This window comes from Pigmentiphaga sp. YJ18 (assembly GCF_038066655.1).
GTDB lineage: Bacteria > Pseudomonadota > Gammaproteobacteria > Burkholderiales > Burkholderiaceae_B > Pigmentiphaga.
Map to the genome: position 1 here is coordinate 519,686 of NZ_JBBUKU010000001.1, position 24,200 is coordinate 543,885.

The window sequence follows — 24,200 nt, forward strand, 5'->3', positions numbered from 1 at the left end:
GTCAGTCTTCCTCGTCTTTCCCGCCGCGCCGCTCGTTGTCCGCCGCGCCGTCGCTGCGCACCTCCACGTCGGCCCCCTGCTGGCCGCGTTGTGCCGGGGTGAAATCGTCGGACCCGGGTAGCGTCCCGGTCCTGGCCTCCGTGCTGGCTTGTGCCGTCCCCTGGTCGAATTCCGTCGTCGCCCCTTCGGGACCAGGCGGATGATCCATGTCCGGACGCGGCGCGTCCTCGGACGAGACATGTTTCGGGCGCGGCGCGCCGGCATTGGGATCGGGAGGGGTTTTCATGGTCGGCTCCTGCTTGGATGGCGTCCGGGCAGCAGCATTCGTGCCCGCCATGATGGGCCGCCTTGCTCATCTGTAGCAAAATAGCGTCCATGCGGCCGCGCGCCGCGCCTCTCGAACACCCGGATTTCCCCATGCCCGTCATCACCTGCATCGAAGACCTGCGTCAGCTCGCCCGAAAGCGCGTCCCGCGCGCCTTCTACGACTATGCCGACAGCGGTTCCTACACCGAGTGCACCTACCGAGCCAATGCCGACGACCTGGCTGCCATCAAGCTGCGCCAGCGCGTCGCGGTCAACGTCGACAACCGCTCCACCCGCAGCACCCTGCTCGGCCAGGAGGTCAGCATGCCGGTGGCTATCGCCCCGACCGGGCTCGCGGGCATGCAATGGGCCGACGGGGAAATCCTGGGCGCGCAGGCCGCCGAACAGTTCGGCATTCCGTTCACGCTGTCCACGATGAGCATCTGCTCGATCGAGGACGTGGCCGCCGCCACCACGCAGCCCTTCTGGTTCCAGCTCTACGTGATGCGCGACCGCGAGTTCATCGCCGACCTGATCCAGCGCGCCAAGGCGGCCCGGTGCTCGGCCCTGGTGCTGACCCTGGACCTGCAGATACTCGGCCAGCGCCACAAGGACCTGAAGAACGGCATGACCGTGCCGCTGCGCCCCACGCTGGCCAACCTGCTGGACCTGGCCAGCAAGCCCGCCTGGGCGCTGCGCATGCTGGGCGCCCGGCGCAAGACCTTCGGCAATCTGGCCGGCCACGTCAAGGACGCCAACGGCATCAACAGCCTGGCCCGCTGGACCGCCCGCCAGTTCGACCCCACCCTGTCCTGGAAGGACGTGGAGTGGATCAAGCAGCAATGGGGCGGCAAGCTCATCATGAAAGGCATCCTGGACCCCGAGGATGCGCGCATCGCCGCCTCGTGCGGCGCGGATGCCATCGTGGTCAGCAACCACGGCGGCCGCCAGCTCGACGGCGCGCTGTCGTCCATCGCCGCGCTGCCGGCGATCGTCGAGGCGGTCGGCGACCGCACCGAGGTCCTGTTCGACGGCGGCGTGCGCAGCGGGCAGGACGTGCTCAAGGCCCTGGCCCTGGGCGCGCGCGGGGCGATGATAGGCCGCGCCTTCCTGTACGGACTGGGCGCCATGGGGCGTCCGGGCGTCGATGCCGCGCTTGGTATCATCCAGCGCGAACTGGACGTCAGCATGGCCCTGACCGGCACGCGCACCATAGACGAGATCGGCCCCAACATCCTGATCCGCCCCTGACGAGACCCCTACCCCACCCACCCGTCCTGGAGAATCCCATGAAGGTCCTGTTGCCCGGCCTGGCGGCCGCCCTGCTCCTGGTGTCCGGCTGCGCCACCACCGAGGAAACCAATTCGGCCATACGGGCGCGCTGGATAGGCCAGTCCACCGACGCATTCTTTTCCCAATACGGTCCGCCGCAGCGCTCGTACAAACTCAACGACGGCAGCTCGGTCTACAACTGGCGGGGCGGCGAGAAAAGCATCCAGTACGCCGCGCAGTACCGCGACGTGCCGCGCGACAAGGATTCCAAGAAGACCGACCGCGTGATGGTTTCGCCGGCCCGTACCGAAGAGCTGTTCTGCGAACTGCAGATCAACGCCAGCGCCAATGGCAGCATCACCGCCATCCAGACCACGCGCGAATCGTCGGGCGCCGGGTTCAGCTTCTCGCGCTGCGCCGAACTGTTCGACAAGCGCTAGTCGCGGCGCCCCGGCCTCAGAGCACCGGCGCGAACAGCCGCGCCACATGCATGACGACGCGCGGCAGCAGGGGCACGGCATCCCATTCGCCCTGCCCCACCTCCTTGGCCTGCGCGAAATCGGCCAGCAGCATGGCTTGCGCCTGGGCCGCGAAAGCAGGGCTGACGGTCAGCACGCTCAGTTCGAAGTTGAGCCGGAATGAGCGGTTGTCCAGGTTGGCGCTGCCCACCGCCACCGTGTCGTCGTCGATCAGCATGACCTTCTGGTGCAGGAACCCCGGCTGGTAGCGGTAGATCCGCACACCGGCGCGCACCGCCTCGTAGGTGTGGAACAGCGACGCCTGATAGACCATGAAGTGATCGGGCCGGCACGGCAGCAGTACCCGCACGTCCACGCCGCGCAGCACCGCCAGCCGCAGCGCCGACTGCACGGCCGAATCGGGCACGAAGTAAGGCGAGGTCAGCCAGATGCGCCGCCGCGCCGCCTGGATGGCCTGGGCCATGAACAGCGAGCCGGTTTCCTGGTGGTCGGCCGGACCGCTGGCGATGGTCAGGCAGGTCATGTCGCCGGGCGCTTCCTCGGGCATGGCCAGTTCGGGCAGGGTCTGCGTGACCCAGTACCAGTCTTCGCTGAACGTGCGCTGGATCTGCGCCACGATGGGTCCGGCCAGGCGGATGTGGGTGTCCCGCCACGGCGACAGCCGCGCATTGCCGCCCAGGTAGTCCTCGCCCACGTTGTGGCCGCCGACGAAGGCCACCTGCCCGTCGACCACGACGATCTTGCGGTGGTTGCGGAAATTCAGCTGGAAGCGGTTGCTGACACGGCGCACCGAGAACGCGTGGATCTGCACCCCGCCCGCACGCAGCGACTCGACGTAGCGGCGCGCCAGCGCGTGGCTGCCGATGCCGTCGTACAGGAAATGGACCTTGACGCCGGCGGCGGCGCGTTCAAGCAGGCGCCGGTGCAGCTCGCGCCCCAGCGGATCGTCGCGCACGATGAAGAACTGCACCAGGACGTAGCGCCGCGCCCGGTCGATGGCCTCGAAGATCGCATCGAAGGTCTGCTGGCCGTTCTCCAGCAGGCCGACCTGGTTGCCGACCAGGAAGCGGCGCCCCATCAATCGGTCCAGCGCCAGGAAGCGCCGCAGCGCCGGCTCCGTCGCGGCGTCGCGGCGCGCGGCCACGGTCAGTTGCGACTGGTTGACGTCGGCCTCGGTGCGCGCGCGGGCCCGCGCGCTGTTGAAGCGGTGTTCGTCCACGTAGCCGGCGAAGCGGCTGCGGCCCAGGAACAGATAGGGAATCAGCGTCAGGTAAGGGACGGAAACCAGCGCCACGGCCCAGGCCACCGCGCCCTGCGAGGTGCGGGTGTTCATGATCGCATGGCACGCGGCGATGACGCCCAGCACGTGAAGGGTGGCGACCTCCAGACCGATCGACAGCAGACTTTCCGCCATGTTGGCGACCTCCCGGTATCAGTCGTCGCGGTTCGGGTCGAGACCGGGGAACAACACTTCGGTGAAGCCGAACTTCGAGAAATCCTCGATGCGCGACGGGTACAGGCGTCCGATCAGGTGGTCGCATTCATGCTGGACCACGCGTGCGTGAAAGCCGTCGGCCACGCGATCGATAGGGACGCCGGCGGGGTCGACGCCGGTATAGCGGATGGCGACGTGGCGCGGCACCGCGCCGCGCAGCCCCGGCACCGAAAGACAGCCCTCCCATCCCTCTTCCCTTTCGTCGGACAGGGGGGTGATGACGGGATTGATGAGGATGGTGCGCGGCACGGCGGGCGCATCGGGATAGCGCTCGCTGCTGTCGAAGCCGAAGATCACCACCTGCAGGTCGACGCCGATCTGCGGCGCCGCCAGCCCCACGCCGCCGGCGGCCTCCATCGTATCGAACATGTCCTGGATCAGCGCGTCGAGCGCCGGAGTGCCGGTCTCCTGAACCGGCTGGGCGACACGCAGCAGGCGTTCGTCGCCCATCTTGAGTATTTCGCGGATCATGGAACTGCCCTGGAACGGCCTTGCCGGGCCCCTTGCCCGGGTGACGCCTATCCAGATTGTGCCAGATCGGCACTGCCGCGACGCCCGCCGCCGGCCTGCCACGGCGGCGGGCGGGCACTCAGGCGTCGGCCTTGATGCCGGCCTGCCGGATCAATTGCGTGGTGGCGACCGCCTCGTCCTGGACGAAACCCGCGAACTGCGCCTGCGCCATGGGAGCGGGCTCGGCGCCCAGGGCCTCGATCCGGCCGCGTACGTCGTCGGCCCCCAGCGACCTGACCGTATCGTCGTGCAGCCGCGCGACCACGGGCCCGGGCGTGCGCGCGGGCAGGAACAGCCCCACCCAGAAGCGGTGGTCGGCATCGGCGAAACCGGCCTCGGTCGTCGTGGGCACGTCGGGCAGCACGGGCGAGCGGCGCGGCGCACCTATGGCCAGCGGGGCCAGGCGCTTGTCGCGGATGAACGGCACCGCCACGGCCAGCGGCGCGACGAACCAGTCGAGCAGCCCGCTCATGACGTCCGTCAGGGCCTGCGGCGTGCCCTTGTAGGGCACGTGGGTGACGGTGATGCCGGTGGCGATGCGGAATTTCTCGCCGGCGATGTGCGAGGCGCTGCCGTTGCCCGAGGACCCGTACATGAACTTGCCCGGCGCGGCGCGCGCCTTGTCGACCAGGTCGCGCAGCGACCGGAAGCCCTTGTCGGGCGCCACCACGATGACGTTGGGCATGGACGCCAGCATGGTCACCGGGATGAAGTCCTTGATGGTGTCGTATTTCAGGCCCGGATACAGCGCGGCGTTGGCCACGTGGCCGGCGGAGTGGATGAGCGCGGTGTAGCCGTCGGGCTGCGCCGCGGCCACCTGCGTGGCGCCTATGGTGCCGCCCGCCCCGGGCCGGTTGTCGACGATGACGGGCTGGCCCAGCGATTGCTGCAAGCGGTCGGACAGCAGGCGCCCGATGACGTCGGTGGTGGAACCGGCGGTGAACGGGATGACCAGCCGCACCGGCCGGGCCGGATAGGCGGCCTCGGCCAGCACGCGGCCCGGCAGCACGGTGGCGGCGCCGGCCAGGGCCGCCCATTTGAACAAGTCTCGGCGTTGGGGGTTCATGTCTTGTCTCCTCTCGTATCTGTTGAAAATCATGCGTCGGTTCAGGCCGCCAGCACCAGGCGCTGGGGCGAACCGTCCAGCGTCCGGCGATAGGCCTCGACCGCGCGCTCCAGCGGCAGCACGCAAGCGTCTTCGACCGGGAAGGCGCGCAGCGCCCCCGACTCGAAATCCGGCAGCAGTTCGCGCAGGACGCCGGCGCTGCGGCTGGCGTCGAGCTTCAGGCTGTCCACGCCCAGCATCTGCAGGTTGCGCCGGTAGAAAGCCATGATGTCGAAGGGCACCACGCGTTCCGGCGACGAGATCAGGATCTGGCTGCCGCCTGTGCGCAGCGCCTCGAGCGTCGCGGCGAAGTACGGCGACCCGACGGTGTTGTAGGCGATGTCCACCCCCTGCCCGTCGGTAAGCGCCAGGATGCGCGCGGCCAGGTCGGGCCGGGTGCCGTCCAGCAGCTCGACAGGGCCGGACGCGTGGCCTTCGTAGCGGCCGGCATGGCGTTCCACGCCTATCACCGATGCGCCCAGGCGCGAGGCCAGCTGTATCGCGGCCTGGCCGACCTTGCCGTGGGCGCCCAGCACCAGCACCGTCTGTCCCGGTCCGCGCAGCCCCGCCCGCCGCCATCCCTCGTGGGCGGTGACGAAGGGCACGCCGGCGGTGGCCGCCGAGGCCATGGGGATGGCGTCGGGCTTGCGCACCAGCGCCGCCACCGGCAGCACCAGGTGGCTGGCGTGGGTGCCGTCGCGGGTGATGCCCAGGTCGCCTCCGGTGCCCCAGACCTCCACGCCCAGCCACTCGCCCGGCCCGGCCACCACCCTGCCCGCGTAGTCGCGGCCGGGCGTGCGGGGCCAGACGGCGTAGGGCATCATGCCCATGGCCGCCTTCACGTCGCTGGGGTTGATGGCCGCCGCCCGGACTTCCACGATGGCGTGGCCGGGAGGCGGCGCCGACAGGGCGCCGCGGGCGATGTCCAGCGACAGCGACTCGGGCGCATCGCCGCGCGCCAGCAGGCGCAGGGCTCGGGTTTCGATCTGCATGATTGCGTTCTCCATGATGTGGGCCTTAGCGCAGCGGCGGGACCGGCATGTGCGTCTCGCCCGGTTCGAGCTTGAGTTCCACGTCCAGCCGGTAGCCGCCGGCGCCGTCGGGCATGAAATCCCTCAGCAGCGACCCCACCGCGCCGAAAGCGGCGTCCTCGTAGGCATAGGGGTCCAGGGCGTCGAAGATCTGCGTGGTCAGCACCTTGTGGCCCGGCGCCGCCGCGATGAAATGCAGGTGGGCCGGCCGCATGTGGCCGCGCCCCTGCAGGGCCAGCAGGTCGCCGCACGGGCCGTCTATGGGCACGCCATAGCCCGAGGGCTTCACGCTGTCGAACCAGAAGTGCCCATCAGCGTCGGTCTCGAACACCGCACGCAGGTTCATGTCCTCCTGGTCGGGGTCCTGGTTCTCGTACAGCCCGCTGGGAGCCGCCTGCCAGGTCTCGATCCGCGCGCCGGCCAGCGGACGTCCGTCCAGCGACACGACCCGGCCCCGCACGTGCAGCGGAACGCCGCTGGTATCCGCGCTGGCGATGCGGCTGCCGTTGGGCCGCACGGGCTGGCTGGCGCGCCAGAACGGACCGATCAGGGCCGGCTCGGTGCCGCCCGCCGCCAGCACGGCCTTGGCGTCCATCAGCAGGACCAGGGTCGCGAGCCCCAGGATGTCGGCCAGCAGGATGCCCTCATGGCGCTTGTCGTGAGTGGCCTGGCCGACACGCACGCCGAAGTCCAGGCCCTGCTGCAGTTCGCCGTAGGTCAGCTGCACGTCGGCGGCGAAGGCGTGCAGGTGCGTGATCAGCGACGCCAGCACGGTGCGCAGGCGCGGATCGCGCGTGCCGGCGTTGGCTTCCAGCACGGCCTGCAGCAGCGCGGCCGGAGTGGCGGGAATGGTCTTGGACCGGGGCTCGCCGGCTGGCGCGGACGAGGAAAGCTGAGCCTGATCGGATGTCATGGCGAAAACCTGTGAACGAGTGGGGGCGGCCGCCCGCGGCATGCCGCGGCGGTGGCGACCGTCGTGGAAGCTGTCAGTCGACGCGGATATGGGCAGCCGCGGCCACCTCGGCCCAGCGCGGTGCCTCGTCGGCCACGCGGGCGGCCAGGGCCTCGGGCGTACTGGCGACGACCTCGAAGCCCTGGTCGGCGGCCTGCTTGCGGACGGCCGGCAGGGCCAGGATGCGGCGCACTTCGCTGCCGAACCGGCGCACCGCGGCGGCAGGCGTGCCGGCCGGCGCGAACAGCGCCTGCATGGTCTCGGAGCGATAGCCGGGATAACCGGACTCGGCCACCGTGGGCACGGCGGGCAGGTCCGGCCAGCGCGCCTCGCCGCCGACCGCGAGCGCGCGCAGGGTACCCGCCGCCAGGTGGCCGCGCGCGGCCGGCAGCGCGGTCAGCGCGCACTGCACTTCGCCGCTCAGGGCCGCCTGCACGGCCGGCGCGGCGCCCCGATAGGGCACGTGCGTCAGCGTGACGCCCGCGCGCCGCCAGAGCAGCTCGCCGCCCAGGTGCACGCTGTTGCCGTTGCCCGGGCTGGAGTAGTTCAGCGCGCCGGGCTGCCGGCGGGCCGCTTCGATCAGGTCGGCCAGGGTGCGCAGGCTGCTGGACGCGTTGACCACGATCACGTCGGGCGAGGTCACGGCCAGACAGACCGGCGCGAACTGCCGCACCGGATCGTAGGGTGGCTTGTCCGGCGCCACGGCGGGGTTGGTCAGGAAGGCCGAGGACACGAACAGCAGCGTATTCCCGTCGGGCGCGGCATTGGCGACCGCGGCGATGCCGATGTTGCCATTGGCGCCCGAGCGGTTGTCCACCACCACCGGCTTGCCCAGCGACTGCGACAGATGCTGGGCCACCAGGCGCGCGACGATGTCCGAGGTCCCCCCCGGCGCGAACGGCACGACGATGCGGACGGCGCTGCGCGGCGCCCATTCCGTCTCGGCCGCGCGGGCCGCCAGCGGCACGCCCAGCGCCGCCCCGCCCGCCGCGATCAGGCCCACGGCCCGGCGTCGGCCGGGATCGGCAAGCCCCGGGTCTTCATTGCGCATTCTGGTCTGCATGGCTGTCTCCTTGCCCTCGAAGCGTGATCCGCGTCAGGCCGACGTCTTCAGGTAGCCCGTGGTGTCGTATTCGAGTCCCGTTCCCTCGGCCGCCTTCAGCACGTCGGGATGCCAGGCGATGCGGCCGACCTCTTCGTCGTTGCCGCCCACCACAGAGTAGATCACCAGATCGTGGTCATTGGGGTTGCGGAAACCGCGCATCACGCCCACCGGCATGGAGATGCAGTCCCACTGGTTCAGCTCCACCGAGTGTTCGCCTTTGTCGCCCCAATACACGATCATGCGGCCGTTCAGGGGGAAGAACACCTCTTCGGTCTTGTGCGAGTGCAGGCTGGCGCCCTGCCCCACCGGCACCTCGATCAGCGTGACGCCGAACCGGTGGCTGCCGTGGATGGCCGGCTGCACCCCCTTGTTCTCGAGCACGCCGCGGTTGATCAGCTTGTAGAGGCGCTTGGTCATGCCGGGCAGCCGGCTTTCGATGAAGGTTTCGCCGTACGGCTTGACCTTGCCCCAGCGCGCGATCCGCGTCGATTCCATTTCTTCCGGAGTGATGTCCATGTCGATTCCTTTATGCGATCGATGTTCGTGGAAGGAAAACAGAGCTATTTCGTTCTGTAGGAAGCACTCTATGGACACCTTCCCCATGCGTCCATTACCATTTTTCGACCATCCTGATAACAAAATGATATGAAGCTCGACACCCCGGGAGAGCACGCATGGACCTGAGACAACTCCGGTATTTCGTGGTGCTGGCCACGCAGCAGCACTACGGCCGGGCATCCAGCATCCTGCACGTGGCGCAGCCGGCGCTCAGCCGCCAGATCAAGCTGCTGGAAGACGAACTGGGGGTGCAATTGTTCGAACGCCATCCGCGCGGGGCGGCGCCCACCGCCGAGGCGCTGTTCCTGCTGGAACGCGCCTCCTTCCTGCTGCGCTACGCCGAACAGGTCAAACAGGACCTGATCGCGCGCCAGCGCGATCCGCGCGGACCGGTGGCGATCGGCCTGTCGCCCGCGCTGGCCCTGCTGCTGGCGGCGCCGCTCACCCAAGCCATGCGGGCCCGCTATCCGGACGTGCGGCTGCGCATCATCGAAGGGTTCTCGCAATCGCTGCACGACATGCTGGGCCAGGGCTCGGTGGACGTCGCGATCCTGAACGGTCCCATGCAGCTCGCCAACCTGCATGCCACGCCGCTGATGACCGAGGCGCTCTGTCTGATCGGACCGGCCAACGATGCGCGCCTGCGCGGCAAGAGCCTGCCGCTCCAGCGCCTGGCGGGCGTGCCGCTGGTGATGACGGGCGTCCCCAAGTCGGGAGTCCGCCTGGAACTGGAAGCCGCCGCCGCGCACGCGGGCGTCGAGCTGGAAAGCGTGGTGGAGGTGGAGACCATCACGGTCGCCTCGCGGCTGGTCCGCGAAGGCCTGGGCATGACCGTGCACTTCGCCGCCGTCGTGAAGTCCGAGATCGATGCGGGCCAGCTTGCCGCGATCCCGGTCGAGGGGTTGCGGCTGCGCCGCATCCTGGCCCGCGCGGCGGACCGCCCGCCCTCGCGCGCCACGGAGGTGCTGATCGCCTCCCTGCAGCAGGTCATCGCCGACCAGGTGCGCGCGGGGAACTGGCCCCACGCCCGGCTGGAGTTCTAGGCGGGTACGCCGGCCTTACCGGCCCGCCAGTTCATCCGCGACGATATCCATGAACAGCTGAGTCGCCGCCGACGCATGATCGCGCCGGCGCACGGCAGCGACCGTGGACCGGGGCGAATCGGCCAGGGGCCGGAACACCACGTCCTGGGCCGCCACATGGCGCATGGATTCGGGGACCAGGGCGATCCCCATCCCCACGCCGACCAGTCCCACCGCCGTATTCGCATTCGCCGATATGTTCAGGACCCGAGCCTCGAACCCCGCCTTGCGGCACAGCGCGGTCACCGACTGGAAAAGCCCGACCGGCCGCCGGCTCGCGTTGACGAAGGTCTGCCCCTCCAGGTCCCCCAGCCGGAGGCGGTGCCGCCCCGCCAGCGCGTGGCCCCGCGGCAGCGCCACGACCAGCGCTTCGTCGTAGAGCGGCGCGGCCTCGAGCTCGGCATGGGAAACCGGCAGGCGCATCACCGCCACGTCGACCAGGCCGCGCATCAACTCGTCGATCTGGGCGTCATTGGGCGTTTCCTGCAATCGCACGGAGATAGAGGGATAGCGGGCGGTGAACGTCCGGATGATCTTCGGCAACGTTCCCCGGCAGGTCGTGAAGCTGCACGCGACGACCAGATTGCCCTGTTCGCCGTCGCCGATGCGGCGGGCCTGCTCGGAAATCTCCGGCAGGCGGCGCAGCCAGGGCACGACCTGCTCGTACAAATCCCTGCCCGCGTTCGTCAGCACGACAGATCGCTTGGTGCGCACGAACAGCCGCGCGCCGATCATGGCCTCCAGCATCTTGATCTGCTGGCTTAGCGGAGGCTGCGACATGTTCAGGCGCGCGGCGGCGCGGCTGAAATGCAACTCTTCCGCGACGACGACGAAATACCGCAGATGCCGTAGCTCGATCATGCCCGGAAACCCCTCCTCCAGAGGACGCCTACCGGTACCGGTTCAGGCAAGCGCGGCAAGTCTCCCGCGCCAGGCGGGCTCGATCTCGGGATTTTTGCACACCGTGGGCAGATCGCCGCGCAGCACGCTCGTGATGTTGTCGACGGCGACCCGCAGCACGGAGTCCATGCTTTGGCGCGTATGGCCGACCACGTGCGGCGTCAGGATGACGTTGGGAAGGCCGCGCAACGGACTGTCCTGCGGCAGGGGTTCGACCGCGAAGGTGTCCAGCGCCGCGCCCGCGATCTCTCCAGCCCGCAGTGCCCGCGCCAGCGCCTCCTCGTCCAGCGCATCGCCGCGCGCCACGTTCACCAGGTAGGCCGTCGGCTTCATCAGCGCGATCTGGCGGGCGCCGATCAATCCCCGGTTGTCGGGACGCACCGCGACGAACACACCGACCAGGTCGGATTCGCGCATCACGGTGTCCAGGTCGGTCAGCCGCACGCCATCGGGAATCTGGCTGCGATCCGCGCGGGGGCTGTAGGCCACTATCCGGGCGCCGAACGCCTGCAGGCGCTCCATCACCGCACGGCCGATACGCCCCAGGCCGACCAGGCCTATGGTCGCGCCGCACATCATGCTCGCATGGGCCTTGCCATCGTAGGGCCGCGGCCGCCAGCCGGACATCCAGGACTCCGACCGGCGCAGGCCGTACAGCAGGTTCAGCATCAGCATGATCGAGGCCTCGGCCATGCTGGTGATGTGTTCGGGCGCGCCGCCATGGCCGACGATGATGCCCAGGTCGGCGGCGGCCTGCAGGTCCACGGTTTCCAGGCCTATGGTGGCGTTGACCACCGCCCTCAGGCGAACGGCCTGCGCCAGGGTCTGGCGGGTGCACTGCCAGCGGGAGCTGAACACCGCGATGTCGGCATGCTCCAGGCCCACGCCGGCCGGCGTGGGCACGACCACGCCGGGAGTATTGGCCGGCCCGCGGGCCACCTCGATCCCGCGTCCGCGCAACTGGGCCGCAAGCCTGTCCAGCAGTTCCTCCATCGTATGATCGCGCACGATGAAGACCATGGGCCGGCGGGAAGCCGGCAGCGCCCGCGCCGGTTCAACGGCCATCATGCCCGGGCCCGAAGTACATCCCCGACAGCACCGGTTCGACGTGGCCGTTCTGCGTGGAGTTGCCGTCCATCTGTCTGCCATCCGCGCCTATGCGCGCAAACATGTCGCCGCCCTGCTGCGCCGAGCAGCCTATGCGCAGCATGACCAGCGGTTCGCCTTCCGAGGCGCGGAAGCGGTAGAAGGTGCCGCGCGGCAACATCACGCCGTGCAGCGGCCCGAAGGTCCGCACCTCGCCGCCGGGCCCGTAGAAATTGACCTCGCCCTTCAATACGATGAATACGTGGTCCTCGGTCGTATGCGCGTGCAGGGTGTTCTCGCCGCATGCCTCGTAGCACTTCAGGATCACCGTGAGATTGGGCGTGGCGGCCAGCGCGGTGTCCGTCCGGCCCGTGGCCGGCAGCGGTCCCGAGACCTCGAAGAACGAGGGTTTCCCTTCCTGGTAAAGCGCGTGGAACGCATCCACGTAGTCCTGGATCGAATTGAGCAGATGCTTGGGGCCCGTGTCACCGGGCTGGACGGCTGCCGTCATGGCGAATCTCCGGTTTTGCGGCGGCGCCCATGCGCCGCATGAAAGAAGCGATGCGGTCAATCGGCGCTGATGCGCGCTTCGGCGATGACCCGGGACCAAAGCCGGCGCTCGGTCGCGATGCGCCGGTCGAGCGCCTCGGGCGTGCCGGGCGCGGCGTCGATCCCCTGTTCGGCCAGCTTGGTTACCAGATCGGGATCGGCCATCACGGTCCGCAGATCGCGGTTGATCCGGGCCACCACGGCATCGGGCGTGCCGGCCGGAGCAAGCAGTCCGATCCAGGGCTCGCTGACATAGCCCTTCACACCCGCCTCGTCCATGGTCGGCACACCGGGAAGCAGCGCGGTGCGCGCGGAACCCGTGACCGCCAGGGGCTTGAGCTTGCCGGCCTTGACCTGGGGCAGGACAGCCGTGGCCGCGCCGAAATAGAGATCGACCTGGCCGGACAACAAGCCGACCACGGCCGGCGCGCCGCCCTTGTAGGGAATGTGGGTCAAGGGGACGCCCGCCATCGAGCGGAACAGTTCGCCGGCCAGGTGCTGGACGCTGCCCACGCCGGACGAGGCATAAGAGAGCCCGCCCGGCCGGGACTTCGCCAACGCCACGAGTTCGGAAACCGATCCGGCGTCGATGCCGGGGCCGGCCACCAGGGCGAAGGGCGTGGTCCCGATCAACGCCACCGACCGGAACGCTTTCTCGGCGTCGAACGGCATCGACTTGTACATCGCCGGGTTCATGGTCTGCAGATTGTTCGGCGCGACCAGCAAGGTATAGCCGTCAGGCGCGGCCTTGGCCACGGCATCGGCGCCTATCATCGCCGCGGCGCCGGGCTTGTTCTCGACCACGATGGGTACGCCCCAGACGGGACCGAGCCGCTCGGCCAGCAGGCGGGCGGCAACGTCGCCGCTGCCCGCCGGGGGAAACGGCACCACCAGCTTCACCATGCGGGCAGGGTAGGTCTGCGCCGCGGCGGCAAATCCGGTACAGGCCATCGAAGCAATGGCCCACGTGAATACGGGCAGCAGACGGAATCGCAACGCAGGCATCGTTCACCTCTCGGCAAGGCCCCGGGGAACACGGAGCTCCATGCCCCCGAGGGAGAGGAAATTCTGGATGCGGGGCGACGGTGTGTCTAATACAAATTCGCGGCGCAAATCCAATGCCGCAGGTATTACTGCGGCACCTGCCCGCGGCGTGCCGTTACTTCAATTCCTGCCCGAGCACGCCCTGCGCCGACGGCCGGCTGCTGACGCGCTTGTGCCATTGCGCCAGCAGCGGCGTGGCCGGGCGCTCGATGGGCAGCAGAAACCACCGGTCGATGGCGCAGCCGACGGCGATGTCGCCGATGGTGAAGCGGTCGCCCGCCAGGTACTGGCGGCCGTCGGCCAGGAATTTCTCCAGCAGCAGGATCAGCTTGTTGCCGCGCGCCACGGACTCGGCGATGGCCTGAGGATTGCGCTTGTCTTCCGGCGTGCGGATCAGGCCGATGAAGGCCGGTCCCATGGCGGGTCCGAACTCGGTGGCCTGCCAGTCCAGCCAGCGGTCGCTCAGACCGCGCTCGCGCGGATCGGTGGGCCACAGCGTGCCGGCGCCGTACTGGGCGGCCAGGTAGCGCACGATGGAATTCGATTCCCACAGGATGTAGCCGTTGTCGTCCAGCGTGGGGATCTTGCTGTTGGGGTTCAGGGCCACGTACTCGGGCTTGTCCAGCCCGCCGTAGGGACCGCCCACGTCGATGCGGTCGAACTGCAGGCCCAGTTCGCGCGCGGCCCACACCGCCTTGGAAACGTTGATGGAAGTCAGGCGGCCCCAGATGGTCATCATGGTGGAAATCTCCGTGTACGGGTGCAAGGATTCGAACGAGGAAAGAACGCTAGGCCGGCGAACCCGGATCCGTGGCCGGGCGCAGAGCCGCCTCGGCCACGGCATCCAGCACGCCGGGTAGTTCGGACAATACCGGCAGCGACGCGAACCGCAGCGCGGGATGCGCCGCACGCGCCTCGTCCAGCAGGCGCGCCAGGTCACGCGCCACGTGCGCGCCCGCCGCCCAGAATACCGGCAGGACGGCGATCTCGGCCACTCCCCGGGCGGCCAGGACAGCGATGGCCTCGGGCAGGGTGGGCGGCATCAATTCCAGGAAGGCGATCTCGACCGGCGTGCCGGGATCGCGCGCGCGCAGCGCCTGGGCCAGCCCGTCCATGGGCCGGGCCCATTGCGGATCGCGCGAGCCGTGCGCGAACAGGACGATGCCCCGGCGCGGCGTCATGCGGCCCGCCCCATGCGCGCCGCGGCATCGACGATGGCGTCGCGCTGGGCCGCGATGGCGGCCGGCAGCGGCGCCTGTCCCTGCTGGATCGCCCGCACCCAGGCCGCCGTGGGGGCCGCCTCGCGCGCGGGCAGGGCCGGCAGCTCGGCCTCGGCGCGCTCGGCGCCTTCCACGACAGTGGTCTCGGCGCCATCCAGCCAGCTTGCGATGCGCTGCGCGCGGCGGGTATTGGCGACCGCCTCGCCCTCGGTGGCGCGCATCAGCAACGCCGCCTCGCGCCGCAGCGCGAACAGCTCGGCCAGCATGGCGCCGAATTCGGGATGGGTATAGGCGGACAGCAGCAGGCTGGGGCCTTGCACCGGGCGCAGCAGCTTGGCCAGCGTGTGCGCGACGTTGCGCACGCCCAGGGTGCGGCGCAGGCCCACGACCCGGGCCAACCCCGGACTGGCGACGGCCAGCGGCAGATAGGCCAGCCCGCGGTCGCTCAGCGCCCGCGAGGCGGCGGCGGCATCGGGCGAGGCCTCGATGCCGAGTTGCTCCAGGATGTCGATGGTGGGCACGCGCGCGGCATTCGAACCCGCGCCCGGCCGGGCCGGATCGGAGGCCTGCCCGTGCAGCAACACCGGCAGGCCAGCATGCGCCACGCTCCAGGCCAGCAGCGGCACGAGATTGGGCGCATGGCGCGAGCCGTTGTAGGTGGGCAGGACCACCACGGGCCGGCCGGCGGGCGCCTGGACGCGCGCCATCCGCGCCTCGGCCGCGTCCAGGAAACCGGCCACCTCGGACACGGACTCGCCCTTCATGCGCAGGGCCAGCAGCACCGCGCCCAGCTCCAGTTCGGAGACCCGGCCATCCAGGATGGCGCCCATCAATGCGCCGGCCTGCTCGCGCGCCAGTGCGCGCGAACCGTCCTTGCCGCGGCCGATCTCGCGGATCAGCGGCGCGCATGCATAGGGTTCGGTCATGGGTGCTCCATTACACGCGCTTCATCAGGTCGTTGATGCGTTCGGCGGCTCGGCACAGCAGCGGCAACAGTTCGTCCTGCATCTGCCGCGCGGTCACGAGGTGCGCCTGGCCGCTCAGGTTCAGGGCGGCCACGGTGCGGCCGCTGCGATCGCGGATGGGCGCGGCGATGGCGACCAGTCCGGTCTCGAGCTCGCGATCCACCAGCGACCAGCCCTGCTCGCGCACCTTCAGGATGGCGGCCTTGAGCTGCGCCGGGTCGGTCACCGTCAACGGCGTATGGGCCCGCAGGTCGGACCTGGCCAGCGCCGCGTCGATCTCGGCGTCGGCCAGGCCGGCCAGCAGCACACGCCCCATGGCCGAGCAGTAGGCGGGCAGGCGGCTGCCTATCCCGAGGTTGATGGACATGATGCGCCCGGTCGGGATGCGCAGCACGTAGACGATGTCGGTCCCGTCCAGCACGGTGGCCGAGCAGGACTGGTGCGCCTCGTTGGTCAGTTGCTCCATGATGGGCTCGGCCAGGTCCCAGAACGGCATGGAGGTCAGGTAGGCGAAGCCGAGTTCCAGGATGCGGGGCGTGAGCCGGAACTGCCGGCCTTCCGTGGCCACGTAGCCCAGTTGCACCAGCGTCAGCAGGATGCGGCGCGCGCCCGCCCGCGTCAGCCCGGCGGCCTCGGCCACCTCGGTCAGGGTCATGGCGGGCCGTTCGGCGTTGAAGGCCCGGATGACGGCCAATCCGCGCGCGAAGGACTGCACGTAGGCATCGCTGGGCTTGACCGCGTCGCCCTCGGCGCCCGCGGACGCGCGGGCGGCCCCAGGGCTGCCCGCGCCGATGCCGGCCGGCTTGCCGCCGGCCGATGGGTGTTGCGTCATGCAGCCCTGGCGATCAGATCAGTTCGAAGGCCATGGCCGTGGCTTCGCCGCCGCCTATGCACAGCGAGGCCACGCCGCGCTTGGCATTGCGCTGGCGCATCGCCCCCAGCAGGGTGGCGATCAGCCGCGCGCCGCTGGCGCCGATGGGGTGGCCCAGGGCGGTGGCGCCGCCGTGCACGTTGACCTTCTCGTGCGGCAGCTTGTGCTCGGCCATCGCGGCCATGGTCACCACGGCAAAGGCTTCGTTGATCTCGTACAGGTCGACGTCGCCCGGCTTCCAGCCGGTCTTGGCGAACAGCGTGGCCAGCGCGCCCACGGGTGCGGTGGTGAACCATTGCGGCTCCTGCGAATGCTGCGCATGGGCAACCACGCGGGCCAGCGGCGCGACGCCCAGCTTTTCGGCGGTGGAGGCACGCATCAGCACCAGGGCGGCGGCGCCGTCCGAGATCGACGAGGAGTTGGCGGCGGTGACGGTGCCATCCTTCTTGAACGCCGGCTTGAGGGTGGGGACCTTCTCGGGCATGGCCTTGTACGGGGCCTCGTCGCGCGCGATGATCTTCTCGCCCTTGCGGTCGGCCACGGTGACCGGCGCGATTTCCCATTCGAAGCTGCCGTCCTCGCTGGCGGCCTTGGCGCGGCGCAGCGACTCGAGCGAATAGGCGTCCTGCTGCTCGCGGGTGAAGCTGTACTTGGCGGCGCAGTCCTCGGCGAACACGCCCATGGCGCGGCCCTTGTCATAGGCGTCTTCCAGGCCGTCCATCGCCATGTGGTCGTACATGGTGGCGTGGCCGTAGCGGTAGCCCTGGCGCGCCTTGGGCAGCAGATAGGGGGCGTTGCTCATGCTTTCCATGCCGCCCGCCAGCGCGACCTGGGCGCTGCCGGCCAGCAGCAGGTCGTGCGCCAGCATCGTGGCCTTCATGCCCGACCCGCAGATCTTGTTGATGGTGGAACAACTGGTGCCGAGCGGCAGGCCCGCGCCCAGCGCGGCCTGGCGGGCCGGAGCCTGGCCCTGGCCGGCTTGCAGCACGTTGCCCATCAGCACTTCCTGGATCTGTTCGGGCTTCAGACCCGAACGCTCGATGGCCGCCTTGATCGCGACTGCGCCCAACTGGTTGGCGGAAAGCCCTGAAAGCTCGCCCAACATGGCGCCCATGGGGGTACGGGCGGCCGATACGATAACAACGGGATCCGACATCTTCGACTCCTGACTCTGAAAAGCGGCGGGCGCCACGGGCAAGGGCGGCGGCTGCGCTCCGGGAAGGCATCCGCCGGCACCTAGGTACACTAGCTGTAATTTACCAACAAGTGGCCTGCCCATTTTAGACCTGCCCCGGCAGCGCCGCACGAACCGGCCAGGCCCACCCGCCATGAATCCTCTCGAACACGAACTGAAGTATCCGCTGGGCGATACCCTGCCCGAGGCCGGCGCCGCCATCGAGGTCGCGCCCGGCATCCGCTGGATCCGCATGCCCCTGCCCTTCGCGCTGGATCACATCAACCTGTGGCTGCTGCGCGACCGCTTCGAGGGGCGCGACGGCTGGACCATCGTCGACTGCGGCGTCGCCCGCGACGAGGTCAAGGCGCTGTGGGAACAGGTCTTCGCCTCCCAGCTCGACGGGCTGCCGGTAGTGCGGGTCATCGTCACCCACATGCACCCCGACCACATCGGCCTGGCCCACTGGCTGACCGAGAAATGGGGCGTTCCCCTGCAGATGAGCGCCACCGACTTCCTGACCGCCCACCTGTTCATCGAAGGCAAGGCCATCTCGGGGGGCGAACGCATGGCCGCCCACTTCGCCCGCAACGGCATGACCGACCCGGCCTCGCTGGACGGCGTGCGCGCCCGTACCCGCTACTACCCGCAGCTGGTGCCCCAGGTCCCCGCCCAGTTCAACCGCATCATGGACCGCGACGTATTGCGCATCGGCGGCCACGAGTGGCATGCCATCGCCGGCTACGGGCACGCGCCCGAGCACATCTCGCTGTATTGCAAGGAACTGAACATCGTCATTTCCGGCGACATGGTGCTGCCGCGCATCTCGACCAACGTCAGCGTCACGGACATCGACCCCGAAAGCAATCCGCTCCAGCTCTACCTGGATTCGCTCAGCGGCTATGCCCACGTGCCGGCCGACGCGCTGGTGCTGCCCTCGCACGGACGGCCCTTCGTCGGCATCCATACGCGCATCGCGCAGCAGCACGCCCACCACGCCGACCACCTGGCACGGGTCAAGCAAGCCTGTACCGGCCAGGCCGCGTCGGCCTACGACGTCGTGCCCGTGCTGTTCAAGCGCAAGCTGGACCTGCACCAGATGACCTTCGCGCTGGGCGAGGCCATCGCCCACCTGCACATGCTGTATTACCAGGGCGTGATCGCCCGCGAGAGCGGCGACGACGGCATAGTCCGCTACCGCGTTCCCGCTTAGGGCCTGTTTCCCCTGGTCTCCGCGCGGCCCCTGGCCGCGCGCATTCTGCTGCTATGCTTGGCGCCCCGGCCACCGCCGCGCGGGGCGGCTTCCCTGGTGCCGCAGGAGTCCGAGATGAAAAACGTCTACAAGTATTTTTTCCGTGGCCTGATCACCATCCTGCCGCTGGCGTTGACGCTGTACCTGCTGTACGTGTGCGTAGCCTGGATGGAGGCGCTCGCGCTGGCGGTGCTCCGCCCCTTCGTCGGCGGCTTCTACTTTCCCGGCATGGGCCTGATCCTGGGCGTGCTCGGCATCGTCGCCGTCGGCATGCTGGTGTCCAAGCACCGGGTGCGCCGCCTGCTGTCCTACGTCGAATGGCCGTTCACCAGCATCCCGGTGGTCAAGAGCATCTATTCCTCGCTCAAGAGCTTCGCCGACTATTTCACGCCCAGCACCAGTCAGGGCGGGCAGCAGGTCGTCATCCTGCGCATGCCTGGCCAGGAATTCGAACTGGTGGGGCTGGTCACCCGGCGCAGCACGGCCGGCCTGCCCGAGGGCTTCCTGCCCGGCGAGCGGGTGGCCGTCTACCTGCCGATGGGCTACATGATCGGCGGCTATACCGTGTTCGTGCCGCTTTCGTGGGTCACGCCCATCGACATGACGGTGGAAGAGGCGATGCGCTCGTCGCTGATCGCCTGGATGGCGCGCACGCCGCAGGCGGCGCCCGCCCCCAGGCAGGAATGACGGGATCAGGCGGCGGACCTCACGGGAAAACCGCCGCCCATCCCATTCCTCAAGGTGCCGCGCAGTAGCGGCGAGTCACGACCGCGGGCTCCGGCTCGGCGCTGGACCACGCGCCGACACGGTTGACGGTTACCCGGCAGCTTGCATCCACGTTCAGCTTGAACACGGTCCACCACCGGGTCGAACCGGAGACTTCTCCCGAAGTCGGACCGAACACCGACAGCGAACCCTTGTTGTTGAGCTCGACACGAACCGGGGAGCCGGTCATGCCGGGATCATAGGTGCCCGAGTAGTTGTAGAGCGCGTAGGTGTAAGTGCCCACCATCAGCTTGCGGATGGTCACCACCTCGGGGCCGAAGCCAGTGGTGTCATCGACGTCCAGATTGACGAAGGGGTCGGTGCCCAGGCTGCCCTTGTTGGAGAAGTAGATCTCGGTGCCATCCGGCGTGAACAGGTGCGAATCCACGTCCAGGGGCCGGGCGCCCCAGGTCAGCTTGATGCTGATGGCGTCGGTCAGCGTCGTCAACGACAGGCATTCTGTCAGCGTGGTGTCCGCGGCGAACGGCCCCACCGACACGGTATTGGACAGTTTGACGCCCTGTTGCGCGAACAGCGTGGCCTTGCCGCCCTTCTTCATCGCGATGCGGAACTTGCCCTGGGCATCGGTACGCACGGACGACGAGCTGGAGTAATCGATGCCGTCCGAGGTCACCAGGATGTTCGCCAGCGACGATGCGCCCGCGTCGTCGGCCACGCAGCCGTTCACGTAGACCGTGTTCATCAGCTGGTCGGCATTCCAGTACGTGAAGTGGCTGACGGTGCCCTCGTAGTACTGGTCGGCGCCCGAACCGGCCAGCGTGGCCGAGCCTTCCTGCTTCCAGAAGCCGGTCGCCTCGTCGAAGTAGAACAGCGGAATCGTGGCGGGGTTGCTGGCGCTGCGGGTAGCGACCGGAATGCGGATGGTCGCGGTCTTGCCGGGCGCCAGGTTCAGGCGTTCACCCGCGGCGTTCTGCAGGGTCACGTTGATCGCGCCCCAGCTTTCCATGACGCCGGTGCCACCGCCGGCGGTCGCGACCAGGTACTGGCCGGGCATGGCGTTGACGTTCAGGGCCGGGTTCACCGCGTTCAGCGCGACCGAGACCCTGCCCGTGGCGGGCGTGCCGTTGGGACGGACCAGTCCGTTGGCAGGCAGCGAGACCGATGCCGGTGTGTTGGGCGCGGTCACGGTAATGGCCGTGGCGGCGTCGCCGCCGCCCGTCACGTCCACCGGCTGCAGTTCGACCGAAGCCATGCTGGTGGTCTGGTTGGCGACCACGGCGGCGGTGGGCAGGCCCTCGCCATAGCCGGTGGCGTTGACGCGGATCACCGTCCGGCTGGCGGGCGCGACACCGGCCAGTTCGAACTCGCCCTGGGCATTGGACGTGGCGCTGGCCGAGCCATTGGTGACGCGGGCGTTCTGGATGGCCTCGCCGGTCAGGCTGTTGATGACCTTTCCGGTTACCTTGCCGGTGGCCGTGGCCGGCGGCTCGGGGTTGGTGGGCGGTTCGGGATTGGTCGGCTGCCCCGGATTGGCGTTCGACGAGCCATCGCCGCCGCCGCATGCGGCCAGCACCAGCGACGCGCCAAGCGCCGCCAGCAGGGCCGGCAGCCGGGACTGGCCGACGCGCGCGCGGCCGCCCGCGGGGCTCTCGCCCAGCGTAGATTCGTGTTTCATGATTCCCCCTGTTTAGAATCCGCTGGCCTGACGGTCGGTCAGGCCAATTTTTGTTGTAAGCGTTTACTAGCGGCGAAAGTCTACAGAGGGAATGTGAGATGCACTCACTACGTTAACAATACATACATCTCTTGCAAATGCTCAGATAGACGAGGTTACGTGTTACCGGCTCCATGGCAGCGGCGCCGCGTTCATGCCCCAGTAGTAGCTCTTCTGGTTGGTGTATTCCAGGATCCCCAGCCGGCCCTTCTCGCGCCCCGTACCGCTCATTTTCACGCCGCCGAAGGGCGTGCTGACCGAGAACAGCTTGTAGGTGTTGACCCAGACGGTGCCCGTCTGCAGCGCGGCGCCCAGGCGCCAGGCCGTCTTGTAGTCTCCCGTCCAGATGCCCGAGGCGAGGCCGAACACGCTGTCGTTGCACTGGGCGATCAGGTCGGCCTCGTCGGTCCACGGCAGCAGCGCCAGCACCGGGCCGAAGATTTCCTCCTGGCACATGCGGGCCTCGTTGGGCAGGCCTTCGATCACGGTGGGCAGGTAGTAGCTGCCGCGCTCGTAGCCGGCGCCCGCGGGCCGCTGGCCGCCGGCCAGCACCCTGCCGCCCTCGTCCACACCCAGTTGCACATAGCGTTCCACCGATTCGCGATGGGCGCGGCTGACCAGCGGCCCCATCTGGGTCTGCTCGCTGGCCGGGTCCCCCACGCGCAGCGCCCGCACGCCCGCCAGCAGGCGTTCCTTGAAGGCTTCATACACGCTGGCGTGCACGAAGGCGCGCGACCCGGCAATGCACGATTCGCCCGACGAACTGAAGATGCCGTACAGCACGCCGGCCACCGCGTGGTCCAGGTCGGCGTCGGCGCAGACGATGGTGGGCGACTTGCCGCCCAGTTCCAGCGACGTCGGCATCAGGCGCTCGGCCGCCAGCCGGGCGATACCCAGGCCGACGGTGGTGCCGCCGGTGAAGGCGATGCGGCGGATCAGCGGATGGCGCACCAGCGCGTCGCCGACCACCGAGCCCTTGCCGGGCACCACGCTCAGGATGCCGTCGGGCACGCCCGCCTGCTGCGCGATGCGGGCCAGTTCGATGGCCATGCGCGGCGTGATCTCGGCGGGCTTGAACACGACCGCGCAGCCGGCCGCCAGGGCGGGCGCCAGCTTCTGCGCCTCGCTGGCGATGGGCGAGTTCCACGGGGTGATGGCGCCCACCACGCCCAGCGGCTCGTGCACGCTCATGCTGACGTAGTCGCCGCGGGACGGGGTGATGGTATCTTCCAACGTCTCGCAAGCCGCGGCGAAGAACTGGAAGGTGCCGGCCGCGCTGGCCACCAGCGCGCGCGTCTCGTTGATGGGCTTGCCATTGTCCAGGCGCTGCAGCTGCGCCAGTTCCTCGGCCCGGGCCCGGATGCCGGCGGCGATGCGGGACAGGATGGCGCCGCGCTCGTGCGGCTTCAGGCCGGCCCACTCGGGGCGCAGGCGCGCGGCCTCGGCGGCGCGCACGGCCTGGTCCACGTCGTCGGCGTTGGCCGCGTGCAGCGTGGCGACCTCGCTGCCGTCGGCGGGGTATTCGGTCACGTAACGGGGGCCCGAGGCGTCGCGCCAGGAGCCGGCGATCAGGGTCTGGATGTGTTCGGTCATGTCAGGGTTCCATGAAAGGCCGGGCGCTAGAAGGCCTGGGTATAGATCGCGAGCGCGTCGTCGCGGGTCAGGTCGCGGGGGTTGTTCATCAACAGGCGGTCCACGGTCATCGCCGCCTCGGCCAGCGCCGGCAGATCGGATTCGCCGACCCCCACGTCGCGCAGCCGCTGCGCAATGGGCGACGCCGTCACGTGGGCCTGCATGGCGGCGATGAAGGCCAGCGCCGCCTCGGCATCGGCCGCGTCGCGCAGGCCCGGATCCAGCGCGCGCGCCAGTTCGGCATACGCCGCTTCGGCCACCGGCAGGTTGAACCGCAGGATGGGGACCATGACCAGCGAATTGGCCAGTCCGTGCGGCACGTGGAAGTGGCTGCCCAGCGGATGGGCCAGCGCATGGATCGCGGCCACCGGGGCGTTGGCGAAGGCCATGCCCGCCAGCAGCGATCCCAGCAGCATGGCTTCCCGGCTGTCCAGATCGCCGCCCTGCCGCACCGCGCCGCCCAGGTGGCCGTGCAGCAGTTGCAGCGCGCGCATCGCCAGCATGTCCGACATGGGGTTCTTCTTGTGCCGGGTCGTATAGGCCTCGATGGCGTGGACCATGGCGTCGATGCCGGTCATCGCCGTGGGCCCGGGCGGCAGCGCCGCCGTCAGCGCGGCATCCAGCACCGCCACGTCGGGAAACAGCAGCGAACTGATCACGCCGCGCTTCTGGTGGTCGGGCGTGGAGACGACCGAGGTGGGCGTGACTTCGGACCCGGTGCCCGCGGTGGTCGGCACCTGGATCAGCGGCAGGCGCGGCCCGCGGGCGCGCTGCGGGCCGTAGATGTCGGCCAGCGGCTGCGGATTGGCCGCCAGCAGGGCCACCAGCTTGGCGGTGTCGAGCGAACTGCCGCCGCCCAGGCCGATCACGCAGTCGGCGCGGTCGTCGCGGGCGGCCTGCGCCGCCTCCAGCACCACGTGCTCGGGCGGGTCCGCCTGCACGCGGTCGTACACGGCCACGTGCAGGCCCGCGGCGCGCAGGGCCGCGGCGGGCGCATCGATCAGCCCGGCCGCGACCAGTCCGGGATCGGTAACGAGAAACGCGCGGCGGTGGCCGCCGGCCTGGAGGATCTGGGCCAGCCGGAGGGCGGCCCCGCGCTCGCAGACGATGCGAGGCGTGGTTTCGAAATGGAAGCTGGGCATGGACATCGGCTCCGTCCGGTCCGCGCGGGG

General features: G+C 69.5%; 25 protein-coding genes. 5 read left to right on the plus strand and 20 right to left on the minus strand.

Annotated elements, in window-relative coordinates; genetic code table 11:
• Position 1: 1 nt before the first annotated feature.
• Entirely contained in the window at positions 2-286 is a 285-nt protein-coding gene (locus WKR98_RS02550) for a hypothetical protein (protein ID WP_341431959.1), read from the minus strand.
• Positions 287-417: 131 nt separating this feature from the next.
• Between WKR98_RS02550 and WKR98_RS02555 the strand changes: the two genes are divergently transcribed.
• Positions 418-1,557: an alpha-hydroxy acid oxidase gene (locus WKR98_RS02555; protein WP_124691733.1), complete on the plus strand. Its 1,140-nt coding sequence runs from the start codon at positions 418-420 to the stop codon at positions 1,555-1,557.
• A gap of 38 nt (positions 1,558-1,595) precedes the next feature.
• Entirely contained in the window at positions 1,596-2,018 is a 423-nt protein-coding gene (locus WKR98_RS02560) for a hypothetical protein (RefSeq protein ID WP_124691734.1), read from the plus strand.
• 16 nt (positions 2,019-2,034) lie between these two features.
• Here WKR98_RS02560 and cls read toward each other — a convergent pair whose 3' ends face one another.
• The 7 genes from cls to WKR98_RS02595 all read right to left on the minus strand — a co-directional run bounded on the left by cls (position 2,035) and on the right by WKR98_RS02595 (position 8,771).
• Positions 2,035-3,471: a cardiolipin synthase gene (gene cls / locus WKR98_RS02565; RefSeq protein ID WP_124691735.1), complete on the minus strand. Its 1,437-nt coding sequence runs from the start codon at positions 3,469-3,471 to the stop codon at positions 2,035-2,037.
• An 18-nt stretch (positions 3,472-3,489) separates the two neighbouring features.
• Positions 3,490-4,023, minus strand: coding sequence for a peptide deformylase (def, locus tag WKR98_RS02570; RefSeq protein ID WP_124691736.1), 534 nt, complete (start codon positions 4,021-4,023; stop codon positions 3,490-3,492).
• A 118-nt stretch (positions 4,024-4,141) separates the two neighbouring features.
• Entirely contained in the window at positions 4,142-5,128 is a 987-nt protein-coding gene (locus WKR98_RS02575) for a Bug family tripartite tricarboxylate transporter substrate binding protein (RefSeq protein ID WP_124691737.1), read from the minus strand.
• A gap of 41 nt (positions 5,129-5,169) precedes the next feature.
• The gene (locus WKR98_RS02580; protein ID WP_341431960.1) at positions 5,170-6,159 is read right to left on the minus strand and encodes a quinone oxidoreductase family protein; all 990 of its coding nucleotides are present in this window, start codon (positions 6,157-6,159) and stop codon (positions 5,170-5,172) included.
• Between the two features lie 25 nt (positions 6,160-6,184).
• Complete coding sequence (locus WKR98_RS02585) at positions 6,185-7,111, minus strand: dioxygenase family protein (protein ID WP_341431961.1); 927 nt, start codon at positions 7,109-7,111, stop codon at positions 6,185-6,187.
• Positions 7,112-7,184: 73 nt separating this feature from the next.
• Entirely contained in the window at positions 7,185-8,213 is a 1,029-nt protein-coding gene (locus tag WKR98_RS02590) for a Bug family tripartite tricarboxylate transporter substrate binding protein (RefSeq protein WP_341431962.1), read from the minus strand.
• A gap of 33 nt (positions 8,214-8,246) precedes the next feature.
• Positions 8,247-8,771 (minus strand): cupin domain-containing protein, encoded by a 525-nt coding sequence (locus WKR98_RS02595; RefSeq protein WP_124691741.1) that lies wholly within the window; start codon positions 8,769-8,771, stop codon positions 8,247-8,249.
• 158 nt (positions 8,772-8,929) lie between these two features.
• On the opposite strand from WKR98_RS02595, the gene WKR98_RS02600 reads away from it, so the two are divergent.
• The gene (locus WKR98_RS02600; RefSeq protein ID WP_124691742.1) at positions 8,930-9,856 is read left to right on the plus strand and encodes a LysR family transcriptional regulator; all 927 of its coding nucleotides are present in this window, start codon (positions 8,930-8,932) and stop codon (positions 9,854-9,856) included.
• Positions 9,857-9,871: 15 nt separating this feature from the next.
• Here WKR98_RS02600 and WKR98_RS02605 read toward each other — a convergent pair whose 3' ends face one another.
• From WKR98_RS02605 to WKR98_RS02645, 9 genes are all read right to left on the minus strand, one after another.
• On the minus strand, positions 9,872-10,756 hold the full coding sequence (locus WKR98_RS02605) for a LysR family transcriptional regulator (RefSeq protein ID WP_124691743.1): 885 nt from the start codon (positions 10,754-10,756) through the stop codon (positions 9,872-9,874).
• 42 nt (positions 10,757-10,798) lie between these two features.
• On the minus strand, positions 10,799-11,863 hold the full coding sequence (locus WKR98_RS02610; protein ID WP_341431963.1) for an NAD(P)-dependent oxidoreductase: 1,065 nt from the start codon (positions 11,861-11,863) through the stop codon (positions 10,799-10,801).
• Positions 11,850-12,392 (minus strand): cupin domain-containing protein, encoded by a 543-nt coding sequence (locus tag WKR98_RS02615; RefSeq protein ID WP_341431964.1) that lies wholly within the window; start codon positions 12,390-12,392, stop codon positions 11,850-11,852. Before WKR98_RS02615 ends, WKR98_RS02610 begins: the two co-directional genes overlap by 14 nt.
• Positions 12,393-12,448: 56 nt before the next feature.
• The gene (locus tag WKR98_RS02620) at positions 12,449-13,435 is read right to left on the minus strand and encodes a tripartite tricarboxylate transporter substrate binding protein (protein ID WP_238160215.1); all 987 of its coding nucleotides are present in this window, start codon (positions 13,433-13,435) and stop codon (positions 12,449-12,451) included.
• Between the two features lie 154 nt (positions 13,436-13,589).
• Positions 13,590-14,213: a glutathione S-transferase family protein gene (locus WKR98_RS02625; RefSeq protein ID WP_341431965.1), complete on the minus strand. Its 624-nt coding sequence runs from the start codon at positions 14,211-14,213 to the stop codon at positions 13,590-13,592.
• 49 nt (positions 14,214-14,262) lie between these two features.
• A complete protein-coding gene (locus WKR98_RS02630) occupies positions 14,263-14,655 on the minus strand; it encodes a sirohydrochlorin chelatase (RefSeq protein ID WP_341431966.1) in 393 nt (130 codons plus the stop codon).
• Positions 14,652-15,620 carry a DNA-binding protein YbiB gene (gene ybiB, locus WKR98_RS02635; protein WP_341431967.1) on the minus strand — a complete coding sequence of 323 codons (969 nt, stop codon included), beginning with the start codon at positions 15,618-15,620 and terminating at the stop codon, positions 14,652-14,654. Before ybiB ends, WKR98_RS02630 begins: the two co-directional genes overlap by 4 nt.
• A 10-nt stretch (positions 15,621-15,630) precedes the next feature.
• Positions 15,631-16,491, minus strand: coding sequence for an IclR family transcriptional regulator (locus WKR98_RS02640; protein ID WP_124691749.1), 861 nt, complete (start codon positions 16,489-16,491; stop codon positions 15,631-15,633).
• A 13-nt stretch (positions 16,492-16,504) separates the two neighbouring features.
• Complete coding sequence (locus WKR98_RS02645) at positions 16,505-17,686, minus strand: acetyl-CoA C-acetyltransferase (RefSeq protein ID WP_124691750.1); 1,182 nt, start codon at positions 17,684-17,686, stop codon at positions 16,505-16,507.
• A 172-nt stretch (positions 17,687-17,858) separates the two neighbouring features.
• On the opposite strand from WKR98_RS02645, the gene WKR98_RS02650 reads away from it, so the two are divergent.
• Positions 17,859-18,917, plus strand: coding sequence for an MBL fold metallo-hydrolase (locus WKR98_RS02650; protein ID WP_124691751.1), 1,059 nt, complete (start codon positions 17,859-17,861; stop codon positions 18,915-18,917).
• 114 nt (positions 18,918-19,031) lie between these two features.
• Complete coding sequence (locus tag WKR98_RS02655) at positions 19,032-19,643, plus strand: DUF502 domain-containing protein (protein WP_124691752.1); 612 nt, start codon at positions 19,032-19,034, stop codon at positions 19,641-19,643.
• 49 nt (positions 19,644-19,692) lie between these two features.
• On the opposite strand, the gene WKR98_RS02660 is transcribed toward WKR98_RS02655, so the two are convergent.
• The 3 genes from WKR98_RS02660 to WKR98_RS02670 all read right to left on the minus strand — a co-directional run bounded on the left by WKR98_RS02660 (position 19,693) and on the right by WKR98_RS02670 (position 24,170).
• Positions 19,693-21,357 carry a carboxypeptidase regulatory-like domain-containing protein gene (locus WKR98_RS02660; RefSeq protein ID WP_124691753.1) on the minus strand — a complete coding sequence of 555 codons (1,665 nt, stop codon included), beginning with the start codon at positions 21,355-21,357 and terminating at the stop codon, positions 19,693-19,695.
• Positions 21,358-21,519: 162 nt separating this feature from the next.
• Positions 21,520-22,989, minus strand: coding sequence for an aldehyde dehydrogenase (locus tag WKR98_RS02665; protein ID WP_124691754.1), 1,470 nt, complete (start codon positions 22,987-22,989; stop codon positions 21,520-21,522).
• 26 nt (positions 22,990-23,015) lie between these two features.
• Positions 23,016-24,170, minus strand: a complete 1,155-nt coding sequence (locus WKR98_RS02670; RefSeq protein WP_341431968.1) for an iron-containing alcohol dehydrogenase — start codon at positions 24,168-24,170, stop codon at positions 23,016-23,018.
• Between the last annotated feature and the right edge of the window lie 30 nt (positions 24,171-24,200).